This is a genomic window from Xanthobacter sp. NM-59 (assembly GCF_021401125.1).
In the GTDB taxonomy this organism is placed as follows: domain Bacteria; phylum Pseudomonadota; class Alphaproteobacteria; order Rhizobiales; family Xanthobacteraceae; genus Xanthobacter.
Genome location: NZ_JACBFQ010000007.1, coordinates 83,548 through 96,696, shown reverse-complemented (window position 1 = coordinate 96,696; position 13,149 = coordinate 83,548). Strand labels below are relative to the sequence as shown.

At 65.9% G+C, this 13,149-nt stretch carries 11 protein-coding genes; 2 read left to right on the top strand and 9 right to left on the bottom strand.

Annotation, left to right across the window (positions count from 1 at the left end):
• The first annotated feature begins 6 nt into the window (after positions 1-6).
• On the top strand, positions 7-1,749 hold the full coding sequence (gene poxB / locus L0966_RS13755) for a ubiquinone-dependent pyruvate dehydrogenase (RefSeq protein WP_234052514.1): 1,743 nt from the start codon (positions 7-9) through the stop codon (positions 1,747-1,749).
• 133 nt (positions 1,750-1,882) lie between these two features.
• Complete coding sequence (locus tag L0966_RS13750; protein ID WP_234052513.1) at positions 1,883-2,260, top strand: hypothetical protein; 378 nt, start codon at positions 1,883-1,885, stop codon at positions 2,258-2,260.
• A gap of 227 nt (positions 2,261-2,487) precedes the next feature.
• Here L0966_RS13750 and L0966_RS13745 read toward each other — a convergent pair whose 3' ends face one another.
• The 9 genes from L0966_RS13745 to L0966_RS13705 all read right to left on the bottom strand — a co-directional run bounded on the left by L0966_RS13745 (position 2,488) and on the right by L0966_RS13705 (position 13,093).
• Entirely contained in the window at positions 2,488-3,990 is a 1,503-nt protein-coding gene (locus L0966_RS13745) for a PepSY domain-containing protein (RefSeq protein WP_234052512.1), read from the bottom strand.
• Entirely contained in the window at positions 3,990-4,571 is a 582-nt protein-coding gene (locus tag L0966_RS13740) for a hypothetical protein (RefSeq protein ID WP_234052511.1), read from the bottom strand. Before L0966_RS13740 ends, L0966_RS13745 begins: the two co-directional genes overlap by 1 nt.
• Before the next feature lie 29 nt (positions 4,572-4,600).
• A complete protein-coding gene (locus L0966_RS13735) occupies positions 4,601-6,997 on the bottom strand; it encodes a TonB-dependent siderophore receptor (RefSeq protein WP_234052510.1) in 2,397 nt (798 codons plus the stop codon).
• Positions 6,998-7,875: 878 nt separating this feature from the next.
• The gene (locus tag L0966_RS13730) at positions 7,876-8,679 is read right to left on the bottom strand and encodes a TrmB family transcriptional regulator (RefSeq protein WP_234052509.1); all 804 of its coding nucleotides are present in this window, start codon (positions 8,677-8,679) and stop codon (positions 7,876-7,878) included.
• Between the two features lie 137 nt (positions 8,680-8,816).
• On the bottom strand, positions 8,817-9,743 hold the full coding sequence (locus L0966_RS13725) for a carbon-nitrogen hydrolase family protein (protein ID WP_234052508.1): 927 nt from the start codon (positions 9,741-9,743) through the stop codon (positions 8,817-8,819).
• Positions 9,744-9,781: 38 nt separating this feature from the next.
• Positions 9,782-10,486 carry an ABC transporter ATP-binding protein gene (locus L0966_RS13720; protein WP_234052507.1) on the bottom strand — a complete coding sequence of 235 codons (705 nt, stop codon included), beginning with the start codon at positions 10,484-10,486 and terminating at the stop codon, positions 9,782-9,784.
• Positions 10,479-11,234, bottom strand: a complete 756-nt coding sequence (locus L0966_RS13715; RefSeq protein WP_234052506.1) for an ABC transporter ATP-binding protein — start codon at positions 11,232-11,234, stop codon at positions 10,479-10,481. Before L0966_RS13715 ends, L0966_RS13720 begins: the two co-directional genes overlap by 8 nt.
• Complete coding sequence (locus L0966_RS13710) at positions 11,231-12,238, bottom strand: branched-chain amino acid ABC transporter permease (RefSeq protein WP_234052505.1); 1,008 nt, start codon at positions 12,236-12,238, stop codon at positions 11,231-11,233. The genes L0966_RS13715 and L0966_RS13710 overlap by 4 nt, the downstream gene beginning before the upstream one ends.
• Positions 12,239-12,241: 3 nt before the next feature.
• Positions 12,242-13,093, bottom strand: coding sequence for a branched-chain amino acid ABC transporter permease (locus tag L0966_RS13705; RefSeq protein WP_234052504.1), 852 nt, complete (start codon positions 13,091-13,093; stop codon positions 12,242-12,244).
• Between the last annotated feature and the right edge of the window lie 56 nt (positions 13,094-13,149).

The following is a 13,149-nucleotide window of genomic DNA, read 5'->3' as shown; positions in this document are numbered from 1 at the left end:
GACGCCATGCCAGCAAAGACTGTTGCCGACTTCGTCGTTGAGACCCTGGAAGAGGTCGGGGTCAAGCGCATCTATGGCGTGGTGGGCGATAGCCTCAACGCCATTACCGAGGCGATCCGCGAGCGCCCCGGTATCGAATGGGTCGGCCTGCGCCATGAAGAGGTCGCGGCCTTCGCGGCCTCCGGCGAAGCGCAGGCCACCGGTGAGCTGGCGGTCTGCGCCGGCTCATGCGGGCCGGGCAACCTGCACCTCATCAACGGCCTGTTCGATGCCCATCGCACCCGCACGCCGGTGCTGGCCATCGCCGCCCACATCCCGACGGCGGAGATTGGCGGGGGCTATTTCCAGGAAACGCATCCGCAGAACCTGTTCAAGGAATGCAGCCACTATTGTGAGCTGATCTCCGATCCGGCGCAGCTTCCCTATGTCCTGGATAATGCCATCCGCGCCGCGATCGGCCAGCAGGGGGTGGCGGTGGTCGTGCTGCCGGGCGACATCGCGCTGAAGGCCGCGCCGGAGCACCCCATCGGCACCCGGCGGGCCCTGGTGCCGCCGCGCCCCGTGGTTAGCCCCTCCGAACCCGATCTCGATGCCCTCGCGGAATTGCTCAACGGCGCAAAGCGCGTGACGCTTTTCACCGGACGCGGCTGCGCCGGCGCCCACGCCGAGCTGATGGAGCTGGCGGGAACGCTCAAGAGCCCCATCGTTCACGCTCTGGGCGGCAAGGAGCATGTGGAGTACGACAACCCGTATGATGTCGGCATGACCGGCTTTATCGGTTTCTCCTCGGGCTATGCCGCGATGCAGGGCTGCGACCTGCTGCTGATGCTCGGCACCGACTTTCCTTACAAGCAGTTCCTGCCGACCGGCTGCAAGGTCGCCCAGATCGACATCCGGCCGGAGCAGCTCGGCCGCCGGGCGAGCCTCGATCTCGGCATCGTCGGCGACATCAAGGCCACGCTCGCGGCGCTGCTGCCGAAGCTGACCGCGAAGAGCGACACGAGCTTTCTCGATAGCGCGATCAAGCATTATGCCCATGCCCGCGAAGGGCTCGATGAGCTTGCCAAGGGCACGCCGGGCCGTAAGCTGATCCATCCCCAATATGTCGCGCGCGTGCTGAGCGAGGCGGCGAGCGACGACGCCGTGTTTACCGCGGATGTGGGGACCTGCACGGTGTGGGCCGCGCGCTACCTGAAGATGAACGGCAGGCGCCGCCTCATCGGCTCGCTCACCCACGGTTCCATGGCGAATGCCATGCCGCAGGCGATCGGTATCGCCAGCGCCCAGCCCGGCCGGCAGGTGGTCACGCTCTCCGGCGATGGCGGCTTCTCTATGCTGATGGGCGACGTCATCTCGCTGAAGCAGCATCAGATTCCGGTGAAGGTCGTGGTGTTCAACAACGGCGTGCTCGGCTTCGTCGCGCTGGAGATGAAGGCGGCGGGCTTCGTCGATGCGGGCGCGGGCGTCGATCTGGATAATCCGGATTTTGCCGCCATGGCGCGGGCGATGGGCATCCACGCCATTCGCGTCGAGGATCCGGGGGATCTGCCGGCCGCCGTTGCCGATATCCTGGCCCATGACGGGCCGGCGCTGCTCGATGTGGTCACGGCGAAGCAGGAGCTGTCCATGCCGCCGACCATCGGCATCGAGCAGGTGAAGGGGTTCAGCCTCTGGATGCTGCGCGCGGTGATGGCCGGCAAGGGCGATGCCGTGATCGATCTCGCGAAGACGAACCTGCTGTCGCGCTGAAGCGGCGGCAGGGCGAGGCGCGTGCCGCGGCAAGCGTGATGACTGCAAGGACGTTGTCTGGGCAGCGATCGTAGCGCGTGTCGTGGCCGCGCATTGGTAAGCTAGTCGTCGAATACTATCCGGATGAGCTGACGTGACGATCCGAGACCTGACGTCTGACAAGGCCATTACCGGCACTCTTTCCAGCGGAGAGCGGGGCCGAACTTATAGGCTGGCTGTCTCTCGCCTTGCACCCGAGGAGCTCCAAGCCATACGGGCCGCCCTCGATACACGGATTGCGGGGAGCAGGATCGAGACATCCTCCTGGATTCCGGGCGCCGATTGGCGAGGGACCGCGTATCAGCCCATTTACGAACGCGCGGCGATGGCCAATCCTGAACTCGCAGCGCTGATGTTCGGTCTGTTCGTCTGGGAGGCGTTCGAGCGGCATCCGGACGATTGGTACACGGATCGCTTCTCCATGGGCGGAGATGAGGATCGGTTCAGGGTGTATTTCAAGCCCGGGCGTTGAACGCGAAAGCGCTCAGCTCCGCCTCGGAACGGAGCGGCGGTGAACCGGCGCGCGTTGACCGCACATGACGGCGGACCAGACACCGGAGCCCGCGGTGCTCACCGCAAGGGTCCGCTCGGTGCCGTAAGGGCCTTTCGAGCGAAGCGGACGCCGCATTCAGGAATAATCATTTTAACTCAATGAGTTGTCGTTTCTTCTGTTGCCGGCCGGGGAAATGCCCTGGCCTGTCAGGCGCCCTTCCATTTGCGGTGGAAGGTGGAGGCGGCCAGGAGCAGTGCGCAGCCCACAAGGATGGCGTTGATGGCGGTCGCCATGGGGTCGCTCCCCAGGCCGGCCCAGAGGGTCGTGTGGAGAAGGGCCACCGCGCCGAACGCCAGGGCGGTGGCAAGGCGCAGCAAGCGCGGGGTGCCGATGCTGTGCCTGGTGGCAAAGGCGGCGGCAAAAGCCGCGGCCATCGTCGTCAGATAGATCGGCAGAAGGGCCCCTGCGTCCATCACGAGAGAGGCGCCGGCAGTGGTGGCAAGGGCGAGAGGCTGGCCCCAGCCCAAAGCGGACCAGGCCGTTTCCCAGCCGGGAGCCGGCTGCCCCTTGTCGCGGCGCCGTGCCAGCCAGATGGTCACGCCGCTATAGGTCACGAGGGTCAAAGCCGCGCCGAGCAGGCCATAGGCGACCTTCACCGCCATGCCGCCGAACCACCCGATGTGGAGCGGCTGCAGCATGCCGAGGATCTGCTGGCCAATGCCGCCCGTTTCAAGGCCGCCATCGCCGAGCCGGGTGCCCTGGCCGTCGAAGTAATAGGTGTTGGCCATTGCGATCTGGCCAGGTGTTCTCATGCCGAGGTGCACCATCTGCCCCGCGGCGCCGATGTGCTGCGCCCGCGCGCTGACGAACCGGGCGTGGGGCACCGTGGCTTCGATCTGGCGGATCATGGCCGCGATATCGGGCAGGGGGGCGGGGGTCTCGTCGGCGCGGGCCATGGGGCCAAGGATCTCGGCGAAGGCCCTTTCCGATTCCCCGTCATAGGCGGCGAGTGCCAGGATGCCGATGATCAGTGTCGAGAGCCCCAGCAGCGCCCCGGTGAGCGACACCACAAGATGAAAGGGCAGGCCCCACACCCCGAGGCGGTTATGAAGGTCCGCTTCCTGCAGCCGGCGCGAACCGCCCCATCTGAGAGCGAAGGCATCCTTGAAGATGCGCGGATGGGACAGCAGGCCGGAGATCAGCGAGGAGAGCAGCGCCACGCCCACAAGCCCGACCAGGAAGGTGCCCCACGCGCGCGGCAGGTGCAGCGCCGTGTGCAGCTCCGCCAGGAATTCAGACCATGGCGCGCGCAGCGGCGTGACAAGAGAGCCGTTCCCATCTGCCAGCCACTCGCCTTCGACGCCCGCATGATGGTCGTCATAATGAATCTCGAAGCGCGGGCTGATCGGCCCGGGGCCCGCGATATAGATCGCGTCCGCGCCCCCTTCCGCCAGCGATCGCGCATGGGCGGCGGCGAAGGCCGCGGCGACAGCGTCTGCGGTCACGCCTTGTGGGGCCACGGGGGCGTCCGGCTGTTCCCAACGCTTGAACTCGTTCAGGAACACCGCCACTGTTCCGGTGAAGCAGACGATATAGATCAGGGCCGCAAAGCCGAGCCCCAACGCGGAATGCCCCGCCAACATGGCGCGCACGAAATCCGCCGAGAGCCAGGGGCGGCGGGCCGCCCGGACTTCGATCCGCTGGCGCATCAGCCCATGACCTTTGGCAAAAAAGCGATGCCATAGCCGAAGACGGAGGCCGCCAGGAGCGCCGCCGTGGCTCGCGCGAGGCGGGCATCGGAAAGGGTCCAGGCCATGCCCGCGCCCCACAGGATCGGCACCAGCACGCCGCCGATGACGATGCGATCATGGGGCCCCAGAGGCATGGCGACCGCGAAGGCCACGCCGAGGCCAATGGCCGTGAACCCCGACAGGACGACGGCCAGGAATGCCTTGGCTCCTGCACGCATCCAGTCGGTGCGGCGGGGTTCCGGCTCGAAGGTCGCGGGCGCCGCCTTGCGCCAGCGCGCCTGCCGGACATCCACCCGCACCGCGATCACGGCGAAGGCGATGAGGGAGAGGGCGAGAAGGGCGGATGCGATGCCGGGTTTGACCCCGAAGGCCCGCGCAAACATCCAGACGCCGGCGAGGATGAGCCCCCACCCCGCTGCGAGCGTCCTCGCCGACGCATCCCGCTGGCGCCAGCATCGACGCAGGAGAACGACGCCGCACAGGAGCGGCACCAAGCCGGCCAGGCTCCCCAGCATCTCGATCGCTGGCATGAAGGTCATCGCTGCTCCGCGTGTCGCATGGGGTGCGGTCAGAACTTGTAGGTCAGGCTGGTGATCACGGTGCGGGCCTGGCCAATGGCGCAATCGCCGCGATAGGCGGTGCAGCTCACCACATAGAAGGTGTTGGCAAGGTTCTGCGCGTTCAGCTGCCAGCGCCAATCCTCATTCTCCCACGCCAGCATGGCATCGAAGAGCGTGTAGGCCGGTGTCCTCACATAGAGGGCCTGCTGGGTGGCGACATCGCGTCCAAAGCTTTGCGAAGCCCCGACATATCGCACGCCTCCACCGACGGACCATCCCTTCATCGCGCCGCCCTGCGCCGTGTAGACACCCCACAGCGAGGCCAGATTCTTCGGGATGCCGCTGACCGGCTTGCCCTGCATGAATTCAGAGATGCCCGAAGCGTAGGGGTAAAGCTCCGGATAGCGGTCATAGGTGGCGTCGGTGTAAGAATAGGAGGCGATCATCTTCAATTCGGGCAGAATCTTGCCGGTGACGTCGATCTCAAATCCACGCACCTTGATGTCCGCGCCGCCGACGGCATCGAACAGGAAGTCGGGCTGGACGATGGCGTTTCTCTGCGTCAGCTCATAGAGCGAGCCATTAACCGCCAGCGGCAATGTGGGGTGCTCGTATTTGAAGCCGATTTCAACTTGCTCGCCCTGGAGTGGCTTGGCGGGTGTGAGCGCCTCGCCATAGGCCGTCGCAAAGATGCTGGAGCCCACCAGCGCGCCCGGCTGCGGCGTGAAGGAGGTGGAATAGCTCGCATACGGGGCAAGGCCGAAATCGGTTTCATACATGAGGGCCAGCCGGCTGGACGTGGCGCTCATATTGTCCGAGGGCGACCCGTCCTGCTCGATGGTGAGCCAATCTTCCCGCAGCCCGAGCACGGCGCGCCAGGGCCCGGCCTTGATCTGGTCCTGGAGGTAGAGGCCCACGTCGCTCTGCACCTCGTGGGGCTGCGCGGACATGGGAATGGCATAGGGTGAGACAATGCCGCCGCTGAGGGAATAAAGATAGGTCGACTGGCCGTAGAGCGGCGCATAGATGTCGAAGCGCGGCTGTCCGGGCAGTGCATTGTCCACCAGGGTGCCGGCCGTCTCCAAGTCCATCGCGAAGCGCGTGTAGTCGATGCCGCCCGTCAGCTTGTGCTCGAAGATGCCGGTCTGGAACGTGCCGGACAGGTAGGTGTCGGAGGCCAGCACGCCCGTGTCGGTGTTTTGCTTGGTCACGGCGCGGGCGATCTGACTTTGCCCGGCATTGAGGTAGGGGGCATAGGCCGGATTGAAGATCGGCCCCCCCAAAAGCGCGTTGAAGACGGCCACGCGCGAGGGTGTCATGACGGCCGCATAGGTGGACTGGTAGTCATTCTCGGTGTGTGTATAGCGCGTGACGCTGTGGAGCTTCAGGCTCTCATTGAACCTGTGGTCGAGGAGCATCTCCAAGGATTGTTGCCGGGTGTTGTAGTAATCTCCGGGCTCACCCACAAAAGTGCTGAAATTTGCGCGCTGGCCATATGCATTAGGCGTGAGCGTGCCAAGCGCCGGCAGGAATTGCTGGGTGGAACCGGTCTTGTCATCGCGGATGTTGGCCAGCAACGTGATGGACGTGTCGTCCGTTGGCCGGTAGGTGAGGGAGGGCGCGATCATCAGGCGGTCGTCGCCCACATAGTCAACCTGCGTGTCCGCATCACGGGCGAGGCCGACGACGCGATAGAGCCACTTGCCGTCCTGGGTCAGCGGGCCGCTGCTGTCGAACTTGAACTGTTTGAAGTCGAAAGAGCCATATTCGACAGTAACTTCGTTGCGCGGCGTCGTCAGCGGCAGCTTGGAGACGCCGTTGACGATGCCGCCCACAGGCGCCTGACCATAGAGCATGGAGGCCGGCCCGCGCAGCACTTCCACGCGCTCCAGGGCATAGGGCTCGATGGGGATTGTATAGGTGTAGCCGAAGCTGCTGCGCAGCCCATCAATGAAGTAAGTGGCGGGAATGCCGCGAATATAGTTGTAGTCGCTGCGCGTATCCACGCCGAAGGCCCCGCCCAGGACCCCGGGGGTATAGCGCAGCGCCTCCTGAACATTCTGCACGCCCTGGTCGCGCATCTGCTCGTCGCCGATCACGGTGATGGATTGGGGCGTCTCGATCAGCGGGGTATCGGTCTTGGTACCGACGCGTGAATCCGTCGCGACATAATCGATCACGGGGGAGGCGGAGGACGGAGTGGCCCGGCCGTTGGCGGCGCCCCGCACACCGGCGGCAACCGACGCGCCGTCGTCGCCTTCCGCGGATGCGGAGCCGACCACTTCCACGGTCGGCAACTCGAGTTCCGCAGCTGCTTGCTGGGCCTTCGCCAAGCCCACGCCGCCGCCCGTAAACGCAAAGCCCAAAAGGAAAACTTCAGTGAAACCACGAAAATTGGTCGTCATTATTGAAATCCCGGCAACCCGCCCAGAGCCGAACGTCAAGATCGTGGCTGATGGGTTTGGCGTGCCGCCGAGAGCAGTAGCTGTTCATCTTGACGCAGCGAAAATTGCACGATTCTCTCATCTTGTCGATGATTGAATAGTTATAAAACTTAATTACATAAACTTATTGCGTATTTTGTGAAAATGAATGTTTTGAATTACTTTAAGTTTCCGAAATCGGTGGGGCGATGTTGGTCGCCGGTTGCCGCGGTCGCAGCTGCGCGCATGTGGCGGGGCGGCGCGCTTGCCGGAGGGCGCATCAATTTCAGCCCCTGCACTCCATCTTTATCCGCTTAGACGTGCTCGCCGGCCGCGGTATCCGAGGATTTCCGCGGGAGTTTAGCGGTGTGGAGGCCCAAATCTTCGCCCCGCCCGTCGCTCCGGTCTGGGACAATCCAGGCGGCTCGATGCGATTGGCGGCTGTGCCCGGGCGCCGCGCGGAGTGGGGTGAGGCGATAGGACTGAAACGAGGCGGCGGTGGCTGAAGCGGGCCGTTCCTTGCCCGGGGCGGGCCCTTCAAGCCGGCACGATGCGCGCTCGCGCTCTGCCGGCGCCTGTGGTGGCCCAAGCCGCTCCGGCGGCGCATGTCGCACCGAAATCCATCTCCATTCCGGCGGGCCCCTTACGAGGGATTCGATTGTGCCGCGGCCTCGGTGCTGGACAGGCGCTGCAGATTGAAGGGCCTCAGGCTCGCCACGTAGTTCTTGAGTCGTCGCCCAAGCCGCTTCAGTTCTATTGTAGAGCCCTGCCGCGTTTCGCTGAAGCCGGGGAACGCCGTGGCTCACTAATTTGAGGCGTATTCATCAAAGGGACAGGTATCCCCGTCGCTCGCAAGCGCTCTATTGCGGCGAGCCTGCGGTCTTGGTGCCGCGACGGCCCGTCTTCGCCGGTGGGCTGGCTGGCAGGTTCGCAGGGGCGCTCATGGACCAGAGGGTTTCGAACAGGATGGTCTGCAGCCGCGCGAAGTCCTCGCTTTCGATGACGAGGCCGTAATTCTCCCGCTTCGAGGAGATGATGGCGACCTTGTCGTCATACACATATTGGGTCACGCCCAGCACCATGCTGTCGGGGGCGTAGCGCAGGTCGCGCAGGTCCTGGGCTGTACAGGGCCAGATGCGCTCGGTGTCCTTGCTGCGCGAGCGCACCACCCTGAGGGTGATGCCGCGATTGACCCGCTCGGAAATGTAGGTGTCCATCTCCGCAAGGCCGGGTGTCTCGATGAGCTCGCCCATGGAGAGGATGCCCCGCAGCACCTTGCTCTGGCAGGTGAGGGTGTCCCACAGCACGGTGTGCACGCCTTCCTCGCCCTCATAGAAGCGGATCTGCGGCTTGCCCTTGGCGCGATTGTAGAGGGAGCGCAGCTGGGGCATCAGGTCGCCGATCACCTGGCGGCGATGGTCGAGCCGCTGCAGCATGCCTACCGGATCTTCGGCGATCACGTAGCGCCGGCCCTGGCGCTCTTCCACCCGGATCAGCTCTTCCTGTTCCAGGCGCTCCAGCACGTCATAGGCGGTGGTGCGGGCGAGGCCGGCGCGGGCGGCGATCTCCTGCACGGGAGCCTCGCCCAGCTCGACGGCGGCCAAATAGAGCTTCAGCAGCTTGCCGCTGATTCCGATCTTCGCCAGCTTTTCTTCAATGCTCATGACGCGCCGATTGAGGTGAGGACAACAACCGATGTATCAGCCCCGGGTGCCGAGCGCGCAAGGGGCGGGTGAAAGAGTGCCTGTGGCTGAGGCCGCCACCCCGCGCGCTGGCGCGGGGTGGCGGCCGCCCGTCCCGGTCAGGGCTTGAGGCGGACGGCGTTCTGTGGCGCCTCGTTCACCGTCAGGGTGAACACGTCGGGCCGCGCATAGTGGCCGGCCACGTCGAAATCGAACTTGGCGCGGGCGAGGTCGTCGAGGTCGAGGGTGGCGGTGAGAAGGCCTTCCTCATCGAACAGCGGCCCCGCCAGCACCTGGCCCAGCGGATCGATGATGGCCGAGCCGCCGTGCATCAGCAGGGTGTCCGGATCATCCGACACGGCGCAGCGATAGTCCTTCGGGAAGTCGCCGCGGCGCACCACCTGGCACGAGGTGAGCACGAAGCAGCGGCCTTCCATGGCGATATGGCGCATGGTGGGCAGCCAGGTCTCGCGATCGTCGGCGGTGGGGGCGCAATAGAGGGAAACGCCCTTCGCGTACATGGTCATGCGCAGCATGGGCATGTAGTTTTCCCAGCAGATCACCGCGCCGATCTTGCCAATGGGGGTGTCGATGACCGGCAAGGTGGAGCCATCGCCGAAGCCCCAGGCGAGCCGCTCGCCGGCGGTGGGCATCAGCTTTCTGTGCTTGCCCAGAAGGGTCCCGTCGGGGCCGAAATAGAGGGCGGTGCAATACTGGGTGCCGAGCTCGCGTTCCATCACCCCGATCACCACATAGGTGCCGGCCGCCGCCGCCGCTGCGCCGAGGCGCTCGGTTTCCGGGCCGGGCACGGTGATGGCGGCGTCGAGATAGCGGCGGAACTCGTCGCGCCCGCGGGTGGTGCGCACGCCGATGGAGATGTCGAAATCCGAGCCCTTGGGATAGCCGGACAGGAACGCCTCCGGGAACACCACGATCTGGCAGCCTGCCGCGCCGGCCTTGGCAATCCAGGCCTCGGCCTTGGCAAGGCTCGCTTCCACGTCATAGGGCACCGCACCCACCTGGGCGACGCCGGCTGTGATCTTCATCTTGTCTCTCCTTGGAAACGTTGCGGGCGGCTTGCGCGCTAGACCCCGAGATAGGCGCGGCGCACCGCCGGATCGGCCTTGAGGCTTTCGGAGCTGCCGGACAGCACCACGTGGCCGGCCTCCAGCACGTAGCCGCGATGGGCGACGTCGAGGGCCAGCACCGCGTTTTGCTCCACCAGCAGCACCGCCACGCCCTGCCGGTTAATCTCGCCGATGGCGGCATGCAGCTCGTCCACCACGATGGGCGCGAGGCCGTGGCTTGGCTCGTCGAGCAGCAGCAGCTTGGGATTGCCCATGAGCGCACGCCCGATGGACACCATCTGCTGCTCGCCGCCGGACATGGAGCCGGCCATCTGGGTCCGCCGCTCGCCGAGGCGCGGGAACAGCGTCAGCACCCGGTCGATGCGGGCCTGAAGGTCGCTGGCGCGGCGGTCGCCGAAGGCCCCCATCATCAGGTTGTCCATGGTGGACATGCGCGGGAACACGTGGCGGCCTTCCGGCACATGGCCGATGCCCAGGGCCGGGATGGTGTGGGCCGGCCGGCCGAGCAGGGGCGCGCCTTCGAACAGGATGGTGCCGCGCGCCTTGGCCACGAGGCCGGAGATGGTGCGCAGAAGCGTGGTCTTGCCGGCGGTGTTGGCGCCCAGCACCGCCACCGTCTCGCCCGCCTTCACCTCCAGCTCCACATGCTCCAGCACGTTGGGGCCGCCATAGGACACGCTGAGATCACGCACCTCAAGCATGGCTGCCCTCCTGGCCTGCGGCGCCGTGGCCGAGATAGGCCTCGATGACGGTGGGGTGGGAGGCGACCTCCGCCGGGGTGCCGGCGGCGATGAGGCGGCCGAAATTCACGGCAATGAGCCGGTCGCACAGGGCCATGATGGCCCGCATGTGATGCTCCACCACCAGGAAGGTTAGGCCCTCGCCTTTCAGCGCGCGGATCACGTCCATCACCTCGTCCATCTCGCTGGGGGTCAGGGCCGCCATCACCTCGTCCAGCAGCACCACGCGGGGCTCGGTCGCGAGCGCGCGGGCCATCTCCACCATGGCCTTCTGGGGGAAGGTGAGGTCGGCCACGTCGGCGTCGGCGATGGGGCTGAGGTCGAGCCGCGCCAGCACCTCGGTGGCCTTGGCGCGGGCGCCCTTCAGGTCATGCCGCAGCAGGGCGGCGGTGGTGACGTTTTCCAGCACGCTCATGTCGGGGAACAAAGCCGCGTTCTGGAAGGTCTTGGTCATGCCCCGCGTGGCGATACGGTGGGGCTTGAGGCCCGAGACCGTCTCGCCGTCCAGGCGCACCGCGCCACCGGAGAGCTTCTGCAGCCCCACCAGCGCGTTGAACAAGGTGGTCTTGCCGGCGCCGTTGGGGCCGATGAGGCCGACGATCTCGCCCTGATGCAGGGAGAAGGACACGCCATCCACCGCCTTCAGACCGCCGAAGGTGACGCAGATGTCGGCGGCTTCCAGCACCACTTTGGGGTTGGTGGGGGTCATCCGCGCGCTCCCTCGGTTGCCGGTTGCGCCTTGGGTGGCGTTTTCACTCTGGACTTCGGGAAGAAGGCCATGATGCCGCGCGGCTGGATCAGGATGGCGGCGATGAGGATGAGCCCGAATACCAGCTGCGACAGGCCCGCCGCCCGCGACGACAGATAGGCATTGGCCACCTCCTCCAGCGGGATCAGGAACAGGGCGCCGATGATGGGCCCGCCCAGGGTGCCGAGGCCGCCGACGATGGCGATCATGGCCATGCGCACCGAGATGCCGGACAAGGAGAAGATGGAGTCCGGATCGAAGAAGAAGGTGAACTGGGCGAACACCGTGCCGCACATGGCGGTGAGCGCCGCCGAGATCACGCTCGCCACCAGTTTCACCCGGAAGGTATTGACGCCGGCCACTTCCGCCGCCGCCTCATTCTCCCGCACCGCCCGCAGGCGATAGCCCATGGCGCCGTGGGCGAGCACGTAGAACACCACGCACACGATCACCAGCAAGGCGAGGATGATCCAGTAATAGGACGACACCGCGCGGAAGGCGAAGCTGAGCGGCTGGGTGCCGAGGAAGGGCACGGTGAGCCCCACCGGCCCGCCGGACAGATCCGCCCAGCTGTTGGCGATCACCCGCAGCACCTCGGCAAAGGCGAGCGTCGCCAGCGCGAAATAATGGCCCTTCAGGCGGAAGGTGGGCACCGAGAGCAGCGCCGCAGCGATGCCCGCCACCATCGCCCCGGCCAGCATGCCGATCCACGGCGAGATGCCGAGCCGCAGGAACAGGAGGGTGGAGGTGTAGGCGCCGAGGCCGAAGAAGGCAGCATGGCCCAGCGAGATCTGGTTGGCGAGGCCGCCGACGATGTTCCACGACTGGGCCATGGCGGCGAACAGCAGCGCCATGGCCGCCACCCGCAGCAGATGCCCGCGCGGATCCACGAACAGCGGCAAGAGCGCTGCGGCGATGAAGAACAGGAGGAGCACCACGTGCCCCGGCTTGAGTGCGAAGCGCAACGTTCAGGCCCCCTTGATGAGGCCCTGCGGGCGCAGGGCGAGCACGGCGATGAAGATGACGAACAGGAACAAATTCTGCAGCTGGATGGGGAAGAACAGCGCCGACATGGACTGCACGATGCCCACCACCAGGCCGCCCACCAGAGCGCCGGTGACGCTGCCGAGCCCGCCCAGCACCACCACCGTGAACATCAGCACCACGAACTGGCCGCCCACCGTGGGGCTCACCGTGATGTAGGGCAGGATGACGGCGCCCCCGAAGGCGGTGAGGCCGACGCCCAGGCCGAAGGCGAAGCCGTAGGTGCGCTTGGTGTCCACGCCCACCAGCGTCGAGGCCATGGGGTCCTGCGCCACGGCGCGGATAGCCCGCCCGCTCCAGCTGCGCTCCAGGAACAGCCACAAGGCAAGGGAGAGCACCACGGCGGCGATGAAGGCATAGAGATAGGGGGCGCTGATGAAGATGCCGGCGAGGCGATAGCCTTCCACCTGATAGGGCACGCTCACCGAGCGGAAATCAGAGCCGAAGGCGATGAGGGCGGCATTCTCGATGACGATCATGAGCCCCACGGTGAGAAACACCTGGGCCGCCGGCGGCGCCTTCAGCACCCGCTGGATGAGCAGGCGCTGCACGCCGTAGCCGACAGCGAACACGATGATGAAGGAGAGCACCGAGCCCAGCAGCGGATCGAGCCCCAGCATGCGCCAGGCGAACCACGCCACATACATGCCCAGCATGAGGAATTCCGCGTGGGCGAAGTTGACCACTCCGAGCACGCCAAACACCAGCGACAGTCCGGTGGAGATCACACCATAGACGCCGCCGAGCAGGATGCCGTCGACGAGAGCCTGAATCATGCCTTGATCCGTTCCGTGGTCCGGTCTTGGAGAAGGAGCCCCTCCCGCAAGGCGGG

Excerpts from the sequence above, each read along its gene's own strand:
- poxB (WP_234052514.1), top strand. The coding sequence starts at position 7 with ATGCCAGCAAAGACTGTTGCCGACTTCGTCGTTGAGACCCTGGAAGAG.
- L0966_RS13745 (WP_234052512.1), bottom strand. The coding sequence starts at position 3,990 with ATGCGCCAGCGGATCGAAGTCCGGGCGGCCCGCCGCCCCTGGCTCTCG.
- L0966_RS13740 (WP_234052511.1), bottom strand. The coding sequence starts at position 4,571 with ATGACCTTCATGCCAGCGATCGAGATGCTGGGGAGCCTGGCCGGCTTG.
- L0966_RS13735 (WP_234052510.1), bottom strand. The coding sequence starts at position 6,997 with ATGACGACCAATTTTCGTGGTTTCACTGAAGTTTTCCTTTTGGGCTTT.
- L0966_RS13730 (WP_234052509.1), bottom strand. The coding sequence starts at position 8,679 with ATGAGCATTGAAGAAAAGCTGGCGAAGATCGGAATCAGCGGCAAGCTG.
- L0966_RS13725 (WP_234052508.1), bottom strand. The coding sequence starts at position 9,743 with ATGAAGATCACAGCCGGCGTCGCCCAGGTGGGTGCGGTGCCCTATGAC.
- L0966_RS13720 (WP_234052507.1), bottom strand. The coding sequence starts at position 10,486 with ATGCTTGAGGTGCGTGATCTCAGCGTGTCCTATGGCGGCCCCAACGTG.
- L0966_RS13715 (WP_234052506.1), bottom strand. The coding sequence starts at position 11,234 with ATGACCCCCACCAACCCCAAAGTGGTGCTGGAAGCCGCCGACATCTGC.
- L0966_RS13705 (WP_234052504.1), bottom strand. The coding sequence starts at position 13,093 with ATGATTCAGGCTCTCGTCGACGGCATCCTGCTCGGCGGCGTCTATGGT.